Source organism: Sphaerisporangium krabiense (genome assembly GCF_014200435.1).
GTDB classification, from domain to species: Bacteria; Actinomycetota; Actinomycetes; order Streptosporangiales; family Streptosporangiaceae; genus Sphaerisporangium; species Sphaerisporangium krabiense.
In genome coordinates this window covers 159,688-176,794 of sequence record NZ_JACHBR010000001.1, presented here as the reverse complement: position 1 = coordinate 176,794, position 17,107 = coordinate 159,688, and the positions used below count along the sequence as shown (strand labels likewise).

General features: G+C 71.8%; 13 protein-coding genes. 6 read left to right on the top strand and 7 right to left on the bottom strand.

Annotation, left to right across the window (positions count from 1 at the left end):
• Positions 1–97: 97 nt before the first annotated feature.
• From BJ981_RS00810 to BJ981_RS00795, 4 genes are all read right to left on the bottom strand, one after another.
• Positions 98–1,003 (bottom strand): carbohydrate ABC transporter permease, encoded by a 906-nt coding sequence (locus BJ981_RS00810; RefSeq protein ID WP_184607829.1) that lies wholly within the window; start codon positions 1,001–1,003, stop codon positions 98–100.
• Entirely contained in the window at positions 1,000–2,508 is a 1,509-nt protein-coding gene (locus BJ981_RS00805; protein ID WP_184607828.1) for a carbohydrate ABC transporter permease, read from the bottom strand. The genes BJ981_RS00810 and BJ981_RS00805 overlap by 4 nt, the downstream gene beginning before the upstream one ends.
• Positions 2,509–2,519: 11 nt before the next feature.
• A complete protein-coding gene (locus BJ981_RS00800) occupies positions 2,520–3,851 on the bottom strand; it encodes an ABC transporter substrate-binding protein (protein WP_184607827.1) in 1,332 nt (443 codons plus the stop codon).
• Positions 3,852–3,950: 99 nt separating this feature from the next.
• Positions 3,951–5,210: an ABC transporter substrate-binding protein gene (locus BJ981_RS00795; protein ID WP_184607826.1), complete on the bottom strand. Its 1,260-nt coding sequence runs from the start codon at positions 5,208–5,210 to the stop codon at positions 3,951–3,953.
• Positions 5,211–5,342: 132 nt separating this feature from the next.
• On the opposite strand from BJ981_RS00795, the gene BJ981_RS00790 reads away from it, so the two are divergent.
• From BJ981_RS00790 to BJ981_RS00780, 3 genes are all read left to right on the top strand, one after another.
• Positions 5,343–5,849 (top strand): PadR family transcriptional regulator, encoded by a 507-nt coding sequence (locus tag BJ981_RS00790; protein ID WP_184607825.1) that lies wholly within the window; start codon positions 5,343–5,345, stop codon positions 5,847–5,849.
• A gap of 14 nt (positions 5,850–5,863) precedes the next feature.
• Complete coding sequence (locus BJ981_RS00785; protein ID WP_239139169.1) at positions 5,864–6,652, top strand: ABC transporter ATP-binding protein; 789 nt, start codon at positions 5,864–5,866, stop codon at positions 6,650–6,652.
• A gap of 71 nt (positions 6,653–6,723) precedes the next feature.
• Positions 6,724–8,982, top strand: a complete 2,259-nt coding sequence (locus tag BJ981_RS00780; RefSeq protein WP_184607824.1) for an FtsX-like permease family protein — start codon at positions 6,724–6,726, stop codon at positions 8,980–8,982.
• Between the two features lie 56 nt (positions 8,983–9,038).
• On the opposite strand, the gene treS is transcribed toward BJ981_RS00780, so the two are convergent.
• Positions 9,039–10,727, bottom strand: a complete 1,689-nt coding sequence (gene treS, locus BJ981_RS00775) for a maltose alpha-D-glucosyltransferase (protein WP_184607823.1) — start codon at positions 10,725–10,727, stop codon at positions 9,039–9,041.
• Positions 10,728–11,065: 338 nt separating this feature from the next.
• The gene (locus BJ981_RS00770; RefSeq protein ID WP_184607822.1) at positions 11,066–12,916 is read right to left on the bottom strand and encodes an asparagine synthetase B family protein; all 1,851 of its coding nucleotides are present in this window, start codon (positions 12,914–12,916) and stop codon (positions 11,066–11,068) included.
• Positions 12,917–13,152: 236 nt separating this feature from the next.
• Here BJ981_RS00770 and BJ981_RS00765 point away from each other — a divergent pair, with 236 nt between their 5' ends.
• Complete coding sequence (locus BJ981_RS00765) at positions 13,153–15,159, top strand: glycosyltransferase family protein (protein WP_184607821.1); 2,007 nt, start codon at positions 13,153–13,155, stop codon at positions 15,157–15,159.
• A gap of 5 nt (positions 15,160–15,164) precedes the next feature.
• Positions 15,165–15,701 carry an AAA family ATPase gene (locus tag BJ981_RS00760; protein WP_204070184.1) on the top strand — a complete coding sequence of 179 codons (537 nt, stop codon included), beginning with the start codon at positions 15,165–15,167 and terminating at the stop codon, positions 15,699–15,701.
• Between the two features lie 27 nt (positions 15,702–15,728).
• Here the strand turns inward: BJ981_RS00760 and BJ981_RS00755 are convergent, their stop codons facing one another.
• A complete protein-coding gene (locus BJ981_RS00755; protein WP_204070185.1) occupies positions 15,729–16,061 on the bottom strand; it encodes a cupin domain-containing protein in 333 nt (110 codons plus the stop codon).
• A 70-nt stretch (positions 16,062–16,131) separates the two neighbouring features.
• On the opposite strand from BJ981_RS00755, the gene BJ981_RS00750 reads away from it, so the two are divergent.
• Positions 16,132–17,088: a GlxA family transcriptional regulator gene (locus BJ981_RS00750; RefSeq protein ID WP_184607819.1), complete on the top strand. Its 957-nt coding sequence runs from the start codon at positions 16,132–16,134 to the stop codon at positions 17,086–17,088.
• Positions 17,089–17,107 lie beyond the last annotated feature (19 nt).

Sequence of the window (17,107 nt, the reverse complement as noted above, 5' to 3'; positions counted from 1 at the left end):
ACAACCGGACGCAGACCGGCGGCGCCGCCCCGGCTTTTCGCGGCCGTCCGGGACGCCGGGTGCCCGCCTGCCCCCGCGAGACGGGCACCCGAGTCCGCTACTTGACCGAGCCCGCGAGCAGGCCCTGCACGAAGTAGCGCTGGAACGAGAAGAAGAGCACCAGGGGGATGATCAGCGACAGGAAGGCTCCCGGCGCGAGGATGTCCACGTTGGTACCGAACTGGCGCATCTGGGACTGCAGCGCCTTGGTCATCGGCTGCGCGTTGGTGTCGGCGAAGACCAGCGCCACCAGCAGGTCGTTCCACACCCACAGGAACTGGAAGATGCCGAGCGAGGCGACCGCGGGCTTGGCCAGCGGGAACACCACGGTCGCGAAGATCTTCCACTCCCCGGCGCCGTCCATGCGCGCGGCCTCCAGCAGCTCCTTGGGGATGCCGACGAAGAAGTTGCGCAACAGGAAGATCGCGAACGGGAGCCCGAACGCCGTGTGGAACAGCACCACGCCGGGGATCGTGCCGAAGACGCCGAGCGCGCCGTACATCTTGGCGATCGGGATCAGCGCGATCTGGACCGGCACCACCAGCAGCGCCACGACCACGAGGAACAGCAGGTCGCGCCCGGGGAACTCGATCCAGGCGAAGGCGTAGGCCGCCATGGCGGCGAAGCCGATGACGAGGACCGTCGCGGGCACCGTGATCGCCACGGTGTTCCAGAACGACGAGGTGAACCCGGTGGACAGCAGGTGGGAGTAGTTGTCGAACGTGATCTGCGCCGGCTTGGTGAAGACCGTCCACCAGCCGCTGGAGTTGTTGTCGGCGTCCGCGCGCAGCGACACCACCAGCAGCCCCAGCGTGGGGACCAGCCAGAACAGGCCGAGCACGATGAGGACGACCTGGACCAGCCCGCCCCCGACCCGGTCGGCCACCCGGGACAGCGCCCCGCGGCGGAGCGTCCCCGGCCCCGGGTTCGTGGGCGAGGTGGGGGACGCCGTGAGCGTCGTCATGCCTGCTCCCTCCGGAACCGCCGGATGTTGATGGCCATGAAGGGCAGGACGAGCACGAGCAGGAAGATCGCGAGCGCGCTGCCGAGTCCCTGGTTTCCGCCGCCGCCGAACGAGACGCGCCACATCTCCAGCGCGATCACGTTGGCCTGCGGCTGGGCGGACCCGGGGGCGATGACGAACACCAGGTCGAAGACCTTCAGCGTGTTGATGATCATCGTCACCAGCACGACGAGCAGCACCGGGGACAGCAGCGGGACGGTGATGCGGCGGAACACCTGCCACTCGGTCGCGCCGTCGATGCGGGCGGCCTCCAGCGCGTCGCGCGGGATGGCCGACAGGCCCGCCGCGATCAGCACCATGGCGAACCCGGCCCACACCCAGATGAACGCGCCGATGATGGCCGGCGTGATCAGCGCGGGCCCGAGCCAGGTCGCGCCCGCGAACGGCTGGGCGAAGTTCTCCTGGGGCAGCCGCAGCTGGTAGGACCCGGCGGGCAGGCCGGAGAAGTGGAAGGTGCCGTCGGCCGCCGTGGTCGTCGTCGCCTTGACCTGGCCGCCGGAGACGGCCTCCACGGTGACGTCCGGCATCCCCTTCTCGTTGCCGTCGATCTGGTTCGCCGTGCCGCCGCCCGGGGTGAAGTCCAGCCAGACCGTTCCCGCCAGCTCGCCCGGCGCCGTGGTGGCGGGCTTGGCGGCGGCGGCCTGCTCGGGCAGGGCCTCGGTCTTCAGGCCGACCAGCGGGATCGCCACCTGGACGCCGGGCTGGGCCTGCCGGCGGGTGACCACCGCGCCCTTGTCCAGGACGGCGGGCGCCTGGTCGTTCTCGCGCGGGCGCGCCCCCGGGTAGCCGCTGCTGGAGGCGAACACGTCGTGTACCGAGGTGATGATCGCGTTGGCCACGCCCCTGTCGGGGTCCTGCTCGTAGACGAGCCGGAAGATGACGCCGGAGGCCAGCAACGACACCGCCATGGGCATGAACACGACCAGCTTGAACGCCGTCGCCCAGCGGACGCGCTCGGTGAGCACCGCGAACAGCAGGCCGAGCGCGGTGACCAGGCTGGGCGCCACGACCACCCAGATCAGGTTGTTCCTGATCGTGGTGAGCGTGCCGGAGTCGCTGAAGATGGACGCGTAGTTGCCGAGGCCGACGAACCCGTCGCCGTTGGCGTCGTACAGGCTGCGGACGATCGAGTAGATGATCGGGTAGACCACCCACGCGCCGAGGATGACGAACGCCGGCACCAGGAAGAGCAGGGCCACCTTGGGAGAGGGCCCGAGATTGCCCGACCTGGTCGTCCGCGCCGCGGGCGCGGCGGCCGGGACGGTGTTCGCGGCGGTGTTCCCGGTGGTGTCCGTGGGGGTGTTCGTGGGGGTGTTCGCAGCCTCGTCCCCGCCGGTGCCCGAGGAGGGCGGGGGCTGAGGGGGCTCGTCCGGTCCGGGGGAGGCCCCGCGGGCGACGTCGCCGTCGCCGCGCGGGGTCTGCGGGCCGTCCAACCGTTCGGTCACGGCCGCCGTCCCTACTTCTTCCAGGCCTTCGCGGCGTCGGCCTCGAGCTTCTCCTGGGTGCCCTTCACATCGGAGGGGTTGCGCACGAAGTCCTGGAGGTGCTTCCACTCGCCCTTGCCGTCGGTGCCGCCGAAGGCGCTGGGCGCCAGGTCCGACATGTCATACCTGACCGCCTCGCCCGCGGAGATGATCGTCTGCGCGAGCTGCTTGGTCAGCGCGTCGGGGTAGTTGTCGGGGGAGACGTTGCGGTTGGGGGACAGGTAGCCGGGCTGCTTGGCCCAGACCGAGCCTCCCTCCGCCGACGCCAGGTACTCCAGCAGGGCCATCGCGCCCTTGCCGTCCTTGAGCGCGACGGCGACGTCACCGCCGAGCACGACCGGAGGCGTGGCGCCCGCCGGCGGGAACGGCATGATCTTGGCGTCCTCGCCCACCTTGGCGCCGGACTGGCCGACCGAGACCGCGACGAAGTCCGCCTCGATCACCATGGCGGCCTTCTTCTCGCCGTAGACCTGCGTGACACAGGTGGGGAAGTCGGTCTGCAGCGCGCCCGAGGCGCCGCCGGCCATGAAGTCCTTCTTGGAGAAGATCTGGGCCATCTTCTCCAGCGCGGTCTTCACCGTGGCGTCGGTCCAGGGGATCTCGTGCTTGGAGAGCTTGTCGTAGTTCTCCGGCCCCGCGCTGGACAGGTAGATGTTCTCGAACAGGTCGGTCAGCGTCCAGCCCGAGGCGCCGCACAGCGCGAACGGGGCGGTCCCGGAGTCGGCGAGCGACTGGGCCGTCTTGCCGATCAGGTCGTCCCACGTGGTCGCCGGCTGCGCGCCCGCGTCGTCGAAGGCCGGCTGGCGGTACCAGACCAGGGACTTGTGCGCCGCCTTCACCAGCACGCCGTACACCTGGCCGCCGGCCGAGCCCAGCTCCTTCCAGTACGGGGTGTAGTTCTGGTCGATCTGCTTCTGGACCTCGGTGGACAGCGGCTTGAGCGCCTTCTGGTCGGCGTACTGCTGCACGAGGCCCGGCTGCGGCAGGATCGCGACGTCCGGCGGGTTGCCGCCCTGGATGCGCGGGCCGAGGTAGGCGCCGGTGTCCTCCCCCGTCGAGGCGTAGGTGACCTTGGCGCCGGTCTTGGCCTGGAAGGCGTCGATCACCTTCTGGAAGTTCTCCTGCTCCTCGCCGGTCCACTTGGCCGCGACCTCGATGGTGACGCCCTGCAGCGGCAGGGCCGCGGGCGCGCTGCCGCCGCCCGCGGACGCCGACGGCGACGCGCCGGCGCCGTCCGATCCGCCGCCACACGCGGCCGCCGCGAGCATGAGCCCTGCCACCACCGCAGTCGTTCTGACACGCATGGTGCTTACCTCCTGGTGAAGCCCCCGAAATATGCGGATGAGTTAGTGAAGGATGAAAAGTGGTGCGGAATGATGACCGGGGGATCGGCCCCCGGGGGTCTATGGGGTGCGGATGATCTCGCCGAGTTCCTGCTTCAGCGCGGCGACGGTCTCGTCGCTGGGTTTGCGGAAGTCGAGCGCGTCGGAGACGGCGCTCGAGATGGCCAGGCTGACCTGGTCGTAGTCGGAGGTCGCCGGTCTCGGCCGCGCGGACATGATGCTGTCCTTGAGCACGGGCAGATATGGATACCGCTTGATCAGCGCGGGGTCGTCGTACAGCTCCGACCACACCGGGGGGAAGGAGCCTTCGGTGAGCACGCTGCGCTCGTTGGTGAGCCCCGTGAAGTACTGGATGAAGTCCAGCGCCGACTTCTGGTGCCGGGAGTAGGCGCTGATGGCGAGGTTGAGGCCGCCCAGCGAGCCGACCCCTGGGCCGTCGAGGCCGGGCAGCCGCGTCACGCCGAACTTCCCGCCGATGGCGGAACGCGTGGCGGGCCCGTAGGCGTGCGGCCAGTTGCGGGCGAAGAGCAGCCTGCCCTCCTGGAACGCCAGTCGGGACTCCTCCTCCTTGTAGGTCAGCGCCTCCTGGGGGATCCACCCCTCGCGCAGGCCCCCGACCAGGAAGTCCAGGCCCGTCTTGGCGGTGCCGAGGTCCAGGGTCACCTTGGCGCCGTCCCGGCTGAGGATCTCGCCGCCCGCCGACTGCACGGCCTCGGCGAAGTTGACGGTCAGCCCCTCGTACGGCAGGAACTGGCCCGCGTACCCGTCCAGCCTGTACTTCTTCCCGAGGCGCATGGCCTGGTCGCGCAGCTCGGCCCAGGTCTTGGGCGGCTTGAGATGTTCGCGGTCCAGGATGTCCTTGCGGTAGTAGAGCAGCCCCGCGTTGCTGGTGTACGGCACCGCGTAGAGCTTGTCGTTGTAGACCGCCGTGTCGACCACGGGCCGCAGGAAGCGGTCGAGGGAGAACATGCCGCTGTCGAGCGGAACGATCCACCCGGCGTCGGCGAACTCGGCGGTCCACACGACGTCCAGGCCGAGCACGTCGTAGCGGTCGCTCTTCGCCTGGAGGTTGGCCACCATCTGCGCGCGCTGCTCGTCGGCCGCCTCCGGGAGCTCCAGCAGGGTGACCGGCTCCTTGGGGCGGCGGCGGTTCCACTCGGCGATCAGCGGCCGCAGGTAGGCGGTGGTGTCGCGGCCGGTCGCGAAGGTGATGGGCCCGGTGCCGTCCGCGTTCCCGGCCCGGCCCTCCTCGCGTTCGCCGCCCCCCACGCAGCCGGCGAGCAGCAGCGCCGCCAGCAGCAGGGGAGCGAGAGGCCGCACGTGTCCTCCGGGTTTTGATCAGGTTACATGCGTGTTATGTAGATGCATGCATGTTATGCATAGCGGTAAGGTGACCGTCAACGGATTACCTCGTAACGCTCAGGTAACGTCAAAGCCCGAGGGAGGTGGGGCGTGCGGCTTCCGCTGCTGGCGCTCCTGGCGAAGGAACCTGCCCACGGGTACGAACTCAAACAGGCGCTTGAGCAGATATTCGGCAGCGCCTATCCCTCTCCCAACATCGGGCAGATCTACGTGACGCTCGGCCGCCTGGAGAAGGACGGCCTGGTCCGCAGCGTGGACGTGGAGCAGTCCAACCGCCCGAACAAGAAGGTCTACTACTGCACCGCCGCCGGCCGCGAGGCCCTCGACGAGTGGGTCGAGTCGCCGTCCGAGGGGCCGAGGGTCAGGGACGAGTTCTTCATGAAGCTCGTGCTCGCCCCCATGACCGGCATGGCCGACCGCATGGCCCTGATCAACCGGCAGCGCCGCCACTACCTCGCTATCATGCGCGATCTGGTAGAACTCGCCGAGCGGACCGACCAGGACAACCGCGCGGCGCACCTGCTGATCGAAGGCGCCATGCTGCACCTCCAGGCCGACCTCGACTGGCTGGAACGCTGCCAGGAAGAGCTCGCGTAGACGTACGAGGAGTGGTGATCGAACCCGTGAGCCCCGCCGAAGAGCCGAGTGCGGCGGTCCCGGTCGTCCGGGCCGTCAACCTGGTGAAGATCTACCAGACCGGGGGCCTGCCGGTGCCGGCCGTGCGCGGGGTGGACCTGCGGGTGGAGCCCGGCGAGTTCGTCGCCGTCATGGGCCCCTCCGGGTCTGGAAAGTCCACGCTGGTCCACATGCTCGGCGGCCTCGACACCCGCACCAGCGGCGAGATCTGGGTGGACGGCGAGCGGGCCGACACCCTCACCGAGAGCGGCTGGGCGATCCTGCGCCGCCGCAAGATCGGCTTCGTGTTCCAGTTCTTCAACCTGGTCGCCAACATGACCGTCGCCGACAACGTCGAGCTGCCCGCCCTGCTCGGCGGCTCCTCGCCCCGGCACGCCCGCGAGCGCCGCGAGTACCTGCTCGGCGAGCTGGGCCTGTCCGGCAAGGCGGACGCCTCGCCCGCCCAGCTCTCCGGCGGTGAACAACAGCGCGTGGCGCTGGCCCGCGCGCTCGCCAACCAGCCCCGGCTGCTGCTGGCCGACGAGCCCACCGGCAACCTCGACAGCCGCAACACCCGCGACGTCCTCCGCCTGCTCGGCGAGGTCCACCGCCAGGGCCAGACCATCGTCATGGTCACCCACGACGCCCGCGTCGCCGCCCTCGCCGACCGCCTCATAACCCTCCTGGACGGCGAGATCGCCGACGACGGCGCCATAGCCTCACCCCGCCGCCCCAAGCCCGACCCCGACCACGGCCCCGGCAAGGTCATAGAACTGAGAGGCTGACAAATGCCCCACCCTCTCACCAGGCCGCCCTCACGCCGCGCGAACGAAGAGAGCGCCATAGGCACAGCGCCATGAACACAGCTCAACGTCGGTGGATTCGGGCTGATCTGCGGGCGCGGCGGGGGCAGGCGGCGCTGACGGTGCTGGCGGTGGCGGGGATCGTCGCGGCGCTGGTCACCGGGGCGACGCTGCTGGAGGACGGCACCAATCCCTGGCGTGGCCTGTTCACCAAGGGCAACGGCGCGCATGTCTGGATTCACACCAAGGACGCGCCCGACCCGGACGCGCTCAAGGCGATCGACGGCGTGACCGACGTCGCGGGCCCCTACCGCAGCGCCCCCGCCACCCTGAGCCAGGGCGGCAAGAAGACCCCCGTCGCGCTCCAGGAGATGCCCGCGGTGCTGCCGCCGGTCGGACGCCCGATCGTCCGCGAGGGCCACTGGCTCGACCCGGGCGTCCCGGCGGGCGTGGTCGTCGAGCGCTCGTTCGCGCTGGCGCTCGGCCTGCGCCCCGGCTCGCCGTTCCCCGTGGTCGGCCTGAACGGCGCCGACCACGCGCTCACGGTGACCGGCCTGGCCGAGAGCGGCGACCAGGGCTTCTACCCCGAGTGGACCCCCGGCCTGGCGTGGACGCTGCCGGGCACGCTCGACCAGGTGGAGCCCGCCGTGGGCCGCAGCGAGACCGTCACGGGGCTGCGGCTGGCCGACCCGGACGCCAGTTCCCTGGTCGTCCAGCGCACGACCACCGTCCTGGCGGGGCAGGTGCAGCGGGCGACGACCTGGCGTGAGGTGCGGGCGTCGATGGAGCTGGACAACCGGCTGCTCGGCGTGCTGCTCGGCCTGTTCGGCGTGGTGGGGCTGGTGGCGGCGGCGCTGGCCATCGCCAACGCGACCGGCGGCCGCGTGCTGACCCAGCAGCGCGACATCGCGACGCTGAAGTCCCTGGGTTTCACCCGGCGCCAGGTGGTCCGCATGCTCGTCGCCGAGCACGGCGCGCTCGGGCTGGCCGGGGTGGCGCTCGGCGTGCTGTGCGGCCGGCTGATCACGGTGTCCACGCAGGCGACGGTGGTGCCGCTCTCCTCCGCGCCGCTGGTGGCGATCACCTGTGGCGCCGCGCTGGTGGTGCTGGTGGCGGTGTGGCTGCCGGCCTGGCGCGGCGGCCGTACCCCGCCGATCCCGGCGGCCCCCGCGTCGCCGCCGCGCGGCCACCTGTCGCGGATGGCCCGCCTCGCCCTGCTGGTACGCCTGCCGCCCGCGCTGGTGCTCGGCGCGAGGGACGCCTTCACGCGCAGGCTCCCGGCGCTGCTGACGACGTTCGGCCTGGCGATCCCGATGATGATGATCACCATCGGCCTCGGCTGCTGGGCGACGCTGGACGCGTTCGAGGCCCATCCCGAGCGGGTGGGCCAGGCCGCCGCGCTGACGGTGCGGCCGGGCGGCCTGTCCTCCGAGGCCGCCGACCGCCTGGCGCTGGCCGACCCGGACGTGGTCGCGTCCTATCCGGGCACGGAGGTGGACGCGCTGGTCCCCGGGCAGACGCGCACCGTACGCACCCGCGCCCTCGGCATGGCGAGCGAGCCGTACCCGTTCGCGGTGGTCGAGGGCCGCCCGTTCCGGGCGCGCGGCGAGGCCGTGGCCGGGCAGGGCCTGCTCGACCTGCTGAACGTGCGCATCGGCGACCGCACGCGGCTGACGATCGGCGGCACCCCGCTGAACGTGCGGATCGTCGGGCGGGTGCTGGAGCCGGAGCAGGACGGCGAGGTGCTGTCGGTCGCGCTGGACAGCCTCGCCCCCAAGGACGCCCTGCCGCCGCAGTTCTACGGCGTGGTGCTGCGCCCGGGGGCCGACGCCGCGGCCGTCCGCGCCCGCCTGCAGGGGCAGGGCCTGGAGGTGGCCCAGGCCGTGAACCTGGCGGACCGTCTGGCGGTGATCCGCGTCATCATCATCGCGCTGGTGGCCGTGCTGGCGCTGCTCGGCCTGGCCACGATGCTCACGGCCAGCGCGATCGGGCTGCGCGACCACGCCCTCGACCTCGCGGTGCTCAAGGCGATGGGCCTGACCCCGCGTCAGGTGATGGCCACCCTCGTGACGGGAATCGGGCTGCCCGCGGTGCTCGGCGTCGCCGCGGGCGCGCTGGCGGGGGCCGCCGTGTCACCCGGCCTGATCGACCTTCAGGGCTCCGCGAGCGGCATCGGCGCCGGCATCGGGAGCCCGCCGGGCGCCGTGACGCTGCTGGTCACGGCGCTGGCGGCCATCGGCGCGTCGCTGCTGGTGGCGGTCATCCCCGCCCGCGGCGCCGCGCGCGCCCGCGTGCCGGTCACGCCGCGCTGAGGCGGCCGGCCGCGCGGCCGGTTCCTGCCGCGCGGCCGGCACTGCTCGGTGAGCGGTCAGCGCTCGGTGAGCGAGAACCAGTAGAAGCCGTGCCCCGGCAGCGTGAGCAGGTACGGCAGTTCGCCGATCGCCGGGAAGGACACCTCGCCCCGGCACTCCACCGGGGTCATCCCGGCGAATCTGCGCAGGTCCAGCTCCACCGGCTGCGGGTGCTTGGAGAGGTTGTTGACGCACAGCATGCGGTCGTCCCCCTCCTCCCTGACGAACGCCAGGACGCTGTAGTTCGGCGACCACAGCTCGGTGTAGGCGCCGGTGCCGAACACCGGGTGCCGCCGCCGTATCTCCAGCATCTGCCGCGTGAAGTGCAGCAGCGATCCGGTGTTCTTCATCTGGGCCTCGACGTTGACGGCCTGGTAGCCGTAGATCGGGTCCATGACGACGGGCAGGTACAGGCGGCCGGGGTCGCCGCCGGAGAACCCGGCGTTGCGGTCCGGGCTCCACTGCATCGGCGTGCGGACCGAGTCCCGGTCCTCCAGCCAGATGTTGTCGCCCATGCCGATCTCGTCGCCGTAGTACATGACCGGGGAGCCCGGCATGGACAGCAGCAGCGCGGTGAACAGCTCGATCTGGTCGCGCTGGTTCTCGAGCAGCGGGGCGAGCCGGCGCCGGATGCCCAGGTAGGCCCGCATGCGCGGGTCCTTGGCGTACTCGGCGTGCATGTAGTCGCGCTCTTCCTCGGTGACGGTCTCCAGGGTGAGCTCGTCGTGGTTGCGGAGGAAGATGCCCCACTGGGCGGTTTCCGGGATCTTCGGCGTGCGGGACATGATCTCGGAGATCGGCTCGCGCGACTCGCGGCGCACGGCCATGAAGATGCGCGGCATGAGCGGGAAGTGGAACGCCATGTGGCACTCGTCGCCGCCGACCGCGGGGTCTCCGAAGTACTCCACGACGTCCTCGGGCCAGCCGTTGGCCTCCGCGAGCAGCACCCGGTCCGGGTACAGGCGGTCCACCTCGGCCCTGACCCGCTTGAGGTAGGCGTGCGTCTCGGGCAGGCCCGAGCACGCGGTGCCGTCCCGTTCGAACAGGTAGGGGACCGCGTCGAGGCGGAAGCCGTCGATGCCGAGGTCGAGCCAGAACCGCAGGACCTCCAGCATGGCGTCCTGGACGGCCGGGTTCTCGTAGTTCAGGTCCGGCTGGTGGTGGAAGAACCGGTGCCAGTAGTACTGGCCCCTGATCGGGTCGTAGGTCCAGTTGGAGTCCTCGGCGCCGATGAAGATGATCGGCGCGTCGGGGTACCGGGTCGGGTCGTCCGACCACACGTAGAAGTCCCCGAACGGGCCGGACGGGTCGTGCCGGGACGCCTGGAACCACGGGTGGCGGTCGCTGGTGTGGTTCATCACCAGGTCGGTGATGATCCGGATGCCCCGCTTGTGCGCCTCCTCGATGAGCTCCACGAAGTCCGCCAGGTCGCCGAACTCGCGGAGGATCTTCATGTAGTCGGCGATGTCGTACCCGCCGTCGCGCAGCGGCGACTCGTACAGCGGCAGCAGCCACAGGCAGTCGACGCCGAGCCATTGCAGGTAGTCGAGCTTCTCGATCAGGCCGCGCAGGTCACCGGTGCCGTCCCCGTTGGAATCACGGAAGCCCCGGACCAGCACCTCGTAGAACACCGCCCGCTTGTACCAGAGCGGGTCGGACGACACGAAGTCCTCGGAAACAGATTCCGGGCAGGGTGAAGCGCTCATATGTTCGCTCGCATTGGGAGAGTGGGCATGCAAACGTGGGAAAGCGCCGCTGGAGCCGTGGTCCCCGCGGCTACCGGGCAGACGCCGCCACCTCAGGGGACTTGGTGCGCGGCGTGTGTTTCGGCGCTGTTTCGCGGAAGACTAGCAGGCCATTAGGGACGTCCGGGGTAGATCAGCAATCGTCGCTCAGCGTGGCAACCACGTAATCCTTTGCGCGCAAGGGAAACCCGGCGTCGCAACCGCGTAAAACCCCATTCTTCCCGCGAAGTCTCACGTAATGAGACAAGCACGCAGTGTGTCGCCGACCAGGGCGCCGCCGTCCGAATTGTGAGACGGTTTCACGGCCGCCCCTCCCACGGCGGCGTGAGGTCGCCGAGCACATCGGCGTAGTCGGTGAGCCAGGAGCCGAAAAGCACCAGTCCGCGCAGCCAGAACCGCGAGTTCCACGAGCCGAACGCCGTCAGCGCGTCCGGGCCCTTCGCGATCGCGTCCAGCATCGGGCCCGACATGAGGCTCGGGACGGCCTCGGCCGCCCTGACCAGCATCCGGTGGTTCCACTCCCGGGCGACGGGCCCCGCCGAGCGCAGCGGCACCCGCCGGTGCGGCAGCGCCCCGTTGGTGGACGGCAGCGACGCCACGCGCGGGTTCGCCGCCTGGAGGATCTCCCGGTAGAACCGGCCGCCCTCCTTGCGCTCCACGGGCACCGACAGGGCCGCGTCGAAGAACTCCGGGTGCAGGAACGGGAAGACCGGCGTCACCTCCGGGCCGACCAGGTTGACCGGGGAGCGCGCGATGCCCCGGGCCGTGCGGGTGTGCAGCACGCTCAGCGGCAGCTCCGACCTGTGGCCGCGCAGCATCGAGGTGGCCTGCGCGAACGCCGCCCCCACCCGGTCGTCGACGAACGCCAGCGCGCGCTCGGACAGCACCGGCATGTGCGGCTCGCCCGTGGCCAGCGCGGCGAGCAGGGCCGCCTGCCGGTCCGCGGTGGTCCCCGCGCCCACGGCGTCCGCGGTGATCAGGAAGTTCTTCATCAGCGGGCCGCCCGCCAGCCCGTCCACGATCGGGCGTCCGGCGGCGTGCACCTCGCGGGCGAACGGGGAGTACCAGGCGTGGTGGCTGGTCAGGTACTCCAGCCTGCGCGCCGCCCAGCGCGCCTCGTCCGGGTAGGCCGCCGGGTCCTGCGGGACGATCCGGTGCGAGATGCCGAGCTCGCGGGTCACGATGCGGGCGAAGTCGATGTCGTTGTCCAGGCCGTCGTCCGGGCTCGTCGTCCACGACTCGACGTCGATCCCGCGCGCCTTGACGATCGAGGCGAGCAGCCGCGAGTCGTACCCGCCGCTCACCGGCACGAGCAGCGCCCGGTCGTCGTACGGCTTGAGCGCCTCGTGCAGCAGCGCCACCATGTCGCCGGCCGTGACGCCCCGGTCGAAGGGCTCCTGGCGCACCCAGCGGGGGGCGTGCCGCTCCACGGTGATCCTCTGGGCGGCGCGCGACCAGACCAGGGCCGTGGCGCCGGGCAGCCGCCTGACCTCCCGGTACGGCGTCGCCTCCAGCAGGGGGTAGGTCAGCTTGATGATCGCCGCCCAGGCGTCCCAGTCCACCTCGTACGGCCGCCTGGCCAGCGCCAGCAGCGGCTCGATGTTCCCGGCGAAGTAGACGGCGTCCCCGTCGGCCAGGTAGTACACGTCCACCAGCCCGAACGCCCCGGTGTGCAGCGTGACGGCGTCCCGCTCGTCGATCAGCCCCGGCGCCTCGTACGTCTCCGCCACCGCGAGCCAGGGCATGACCCCGTCCGGCCGCCGCTCACCCCACGCGAACCGGACATCGGCCCCCGCGTCCCGGCCGGTCCCGGTCCTTGCGCGCCCCTCCGGCGTGTCCGGGGCCGTCCGGCTCCCGTTCGCGCCGGCGTGCGCGCCGACGTCGGCGCCCGTGGCCGGGACGAGGTCCTCGCGGAACGGGACCGAGGTCAGCGCGGAACCACCCGCCGGGTCCCCGTCGCGGTACGACGCGGCGCCCGCGTACGGCGCCAGCGGCGCGGAGGCGAACAGCGCGGCGCCGGGGGAGCGGTGCGCCTCCCGCACCGAGGGGCCCGCGTTCGCCAGCACCGCCAGCCTGTCGGCGTCATAGGCGCCGATGGCGCCGCAGACGTAGGGCCGGGCCACGTACTCCGGCCACTTCCCCTTGCGCACCGGTCGTCTCCCCTCAGCACCGCAGCGAGTACCTGCCGAGTGTACGGAGTCGCACATGTCCGAAGGGTCGTGGTCCGGCACGGTCGATCACCGGCCGGGCGTCTGAGAGGGCGCTCGGGGGTCATGAGGGTGGTGGAGCGGCGGACGTCGCACGCACCGGTTGCTTCTGGTTCGAGATGGTCGGTGGAGATCTGCGATTATTCTTCCTCGACGGCTCTGGGGACACGGTGATGGCATTGAGCGATGAGTTGGAGACCACCCGGCGGGCACTGGAGGCGGCCGTGTCGGCGGCGCGGGACGCCGCGGAACTCGCCCGGCTGCTGGCCGACTACCAGGCACGTCTCGCCGCCGCCGCGACCTCGGAGGCCGAGGCGCTCACCCGGCTGAAGGAGGCCGAGGCCCGGCTCAAGACCACCGAGCGGCAGGCGGCCCAGCTCGCCAAGAACCTCGCCGAGCAGAAGTACCAGACCGAGGTGGCCCTGTGGCGCCTGGAGTCGGTGCAGGAGAGCCGGTGGTCCAAGCTCGGCGACGCCATCCACACCAAGAAGCCCGGCGAGGTCGCGAAGACGCTGCGGGCGCCCGTCAGGAAGCGCCCGGCGCCCAAGCGCTCCGACTTCCCTCCCACCCCGCTCGCCCAGCCCCCCGCCGTCCAGCCCGTGGCCCCCGCCACGGAGGGGCCCGCCGTGTCCGCGCCCATGGCCGAGGGCTTCGTCGTCCCCAAGGGGCCGCTCGCCCGGCCGCACCTCACCGTCGCGGCCATCGTCGACCGCCGCTCAGAGGCGCTGTTCCGCTACGAATGGCGCCAGGTCACCAACTTCGGCCCCGACAACTGGCGCGCCATGCTCGACCAGCACCGTCCCCACCTGCTGTTCGTGGAGTCCGTCCAGCCCGGCCCCCTGCAGGGCAACGGCGGCCGCTGGCTGGAGGAGCTCGCCGGGCGCACGCGCGGCCTGCGCGACCTGACCGAGGAGTGCGCCCGGCGCGGCATCCGCACGATCTTCTGGCACTCCGGCGGCCCGCTCGCCCACAGCGTTCCCGTGGCCTCCTACTTCGACCAGGTCCTCGCCACCTCGGAGGCCCGCGCCCGCGAATGGCGAGCCGCCCTCCGCCACGACCGCGTGGCCGTCCTCCCCCTGTCCGTCCAGCCCCGCGTCCACAACCAGATCCCCTCGGCCACCGGCCGCACAGGCGTCGGCCTGCTCGGCACGGCCCTCCAGGGCGAGCTTCCCGCCGGCTTCCCGGAATCCCCGGACGCCCCGTGGCGGCCGTTGTGGGATGACAAGACCACCTATGACGACCTGCTGACGGCCTACCGCTCGGTGTCGCTGGTGCTCGCCGGGCCGGACGCCGAGGCGCGCACCGTGGAGGAGCTGTCCGCCTGCGGCACCCCGCTCATGCAGCTCACCGCTCCTGTGGCCACCGGCGAGGAAGCCCTGCGGCGCGCGCTGACCTCGGTGCGGGAGTACCTCGCGGCCGAAGACCAGTCGGCGGCCGAGGCGCACCTCGCCTGGCGGGCCACCGTGCCCGTGACCCCGCTGCTCGACCCGATCCTCACCGCCGCCGGCCTGCCCTCGCTGCGGAACGCCGGGGCCATCACCGCGATCACCGCCGTCTCGGACCCGGCCGAACTCGATCACGTACTCGCCCGGCTCCGGCACCAGGCCCACGCCCCCGGCCAGCTCGTGATCGTCGCCGAGGGCATGGACGCCGTCACCGTCCAGAAGGCCGCGGCGGCCGTGCACGGCGGCGAGGTGATCGTACGGGAGACGGGCGGGGCGCTCACCAGGGGCGCGGCCCTGGACCGGGCGCTCGGCCTCGCCGACGGCGACCTGGTCGCCGTCCTGGACCCTCGCGACCTGTACGGCGAGCACTATCTCGCCGACCTCGTCCGCCACTTCGCGGCCGTGGACGCCGAGATCATCGGGAAGTCGTCCCACTACGCCCACATTCTCGGCGCCGGGACCACCCTGCTCCACGCCCCCGGCACCGAACACCGCTTCCTCCCCGAAGTGGCCGGAGGCAGCATCCTCGCCCGCCGCCCGGCCCTCACGGCGCTCGGCATCGCCGATCTCTCCGACGAATGGGACGAGACCCTCATGCGCCAGTGCCGCACGGACGGCGTCCGGGTCTACTCCGCCGACCGCTACTCCTACGTCCGCGTCCGCCCCGCCGCGACCGAACGGCTCCTTTCCTCGTCCCGCGTCGCGGGCCACACCCCGGCGGAACCCCTGGCGATGATCTGAGGGCCATGCGCATGCGGCGTGTCCTCGTCGCCGGTATCAGCGGAGCCGGGAAGACCACCATGGCGCGGGCCGTCGCGTCCCGGCTCCGGCTCTCGTGCCACGAACTGGACGCCCTGCGGTTCACCGGTCCTAACTGGGCGATCGACCCCGGCTTCGCCGGGCGCATGGCCGAGATCGCGGCCGCCCCCGGCTGGGTGTTCGACTCGTTCGGATACCCCGAGGTACGCGACCTCCTCTGGACGCGCGCCGACACCGTGATCTGGCTCGACTACCCCAGATCCGTGATCATGCCCCGCGTCCTCCGCCGGTCCCTGCGCAGGACCCTGCTCCGCGAGCGCGTCTTCGGCGGCAACGTGGAGACCTGGCGCGAGTGGTTCAGCCGCCACCACCCGGCCTGGTGGGCGTGGACCCAGCACGCCACCCGCCACTCCGAGATCGCGAGCCGCGTCCGGGACCCGCGCTTCGCGCACCTCCACGTCGTCCACTTCACCTCGCCGCGAGAAGCCGACGACTGGCTGCGCTCCCTGCGCCCCGGCCCGTGAGCGTGACGCCGGGTGACCGGCGGTGATCTAACCCTCCGGGTAGAAGAGGAACAGCGTGCAGCCCGTCGTCGTCTGCGGGACGTGGGAGGTGCCCGCGGAGGCGTGGATGAAGGAACCGGCCGGGTAGTCGCGGTTCCCGTCGTTGAAGACACCGGAGACCACGAAGACCTCCTCGGGCCCCGGTTCGTGGACGTCGATCCCCTGCCAGCACGTGTTCGCGTCCATCTCCAGCACATGGGCGCTCGCGCCGTTGTCCCCTTTCCACAGCGGGCGCAGGCGGATGCCAGGGAAGACCTCGCGGACCGGGGCGTCCTGGACGGCGGACCACTCATAGGCGGGCGCGTTCTGCTCTCTCGTCATGGGGCCAGCCTGGCGGCCGGCCGCCGCACCGCCGAGTGTCAGGAAAGACATCCTGCGGTACTTTCCTGCCATGCACCGCATAGCGGCGCTCGTCCGCCCACCGCAATCGACCTTCGAACTCGCCTGCGTGGCCCAGGTGTTCGGGATCGAGCGGCCAGGACTTCCGACGCGGTACGCCTTCGGCGTGTGCGCGGAGCGCCCCGGCCCGGTCGCGACGCACGCCGGGTACGACATGCTCGTGACCGACGGCTTGGACGCGCTCGACCGGGCGGACACCGTCGTCGTCCCGGGCTGGCTGCCCGCCGAGGATCCACCCTCGCCCGCCGTGGTCCGGGCACTGCGCCGCGCGCACGCCCGCGGGGCGCGGGTGGTCAGCATCTGTTCCGGCGCCTTCGCGCTGGCGCACGCCGGCCTGCTGGACGGACGGGAGGCGACCACCCACTGGGCGCTGGCGGACGACCTCGCCGCGCGCTTCCCACGCGTCCGGGTCGATCCGGGCGTGCTGTACGTGGACCACGGTGACGTGGCCACCAGCGCCGGCGCCGGGGCCGGGTTCGACCTGTGCGTGCACCTGCTCCGCGGCGACCAGGGCGCGGGGTACGCCGCGCACGTCGCACGGACCATGGTCATGCCGCCCCACCGCGAAGGCGGCCAGTTGCAGTACTCGGCGCCGCCACACCCCGCACAGATCGACGGCACGCTCGCGCCGCTGCTGGAGTGGGCCACCAGGCGGCTCGGCGAACCGCTGACCATCGAGACCCTGGCCGCACACGCGGGCGTCTCGGCGCGTACCCTCGCCCGGCGGTTCGCCGATCAGCTCGGCACCAGCCCGGGGCAGTGGCTGCTCGCCCAGCGGATCGCCACGGCACGGGACCTGCTGGAGTCCTCGGACCTGCCCTTGGAGGCCGTCGCCCGCCGCGCCGGCCTCTCCTCGGCCACCAACCTGCGCAGGCGCTTCCTCAACACCCTCGGCACGACCCCGGGCGCGTACCGCCGGGCGTTCCGGGCCGAACCACGACCGGCTTGAGGTTACAGCGGGTGGAAGG

What these genes read in the sequence shown, in the direction of transcription:
- BJ981_RS00810 (WP_184607829.1), bottom strand. Translation starts at nt 1,003, where the DNA reads ATGACGACGCTCACGGCGTCCCCCACCTCGCCCACGAACCCGGGGCCG.
- BJ981_RS00800 (WP_184607827.1), bottom strand. Translation starts at nt 3,851, where the DNA reads ATGCGTGTCAGAACGACTGCGGTGGTGGCAGGGCTCATGCTCGCGGCG.
- BJ981_RS00780 (WP_184607824.1), top strand. Translation starts at nt 6,724, where the DNA reads ATGAACACAGCTCAACGTCGGTGGATTCGGGCTGATCTGCGGGCGCGG.
- treS (WP_184607823.1), bottom strand. Translation starts at nt 10,727, where the DNA reads ATGAGCGCTTCACCCTGCCCGGAATCTGTTTCCGAGGACTTCGTGTCG.
- BJ981_RS00760 (WP_204070184.1), top strand. Translation starts at nt 15,165, where the DNA reads ATGCGCATGCGGCGTGTCCTCGTCGCCGGTATCAGCGGAGCCGGGAAG.
- BJ981_RS00755 (WP_204070185.1), bottom strand. Translation starts at nt 16,061, where the DNA reads ATGACGAGAGAGCAGAACGCGCCCGCCTATGAGTGGTCCGCCGTCCAG.
- BJ981_RS00750 (WP_184607819.1), top strand. Translation starts at nt 16,132, where the DNA reads ATGCACCGCATAGCGGCGCTCGTCCGCCCACCGCAATCGACCTTCGAA.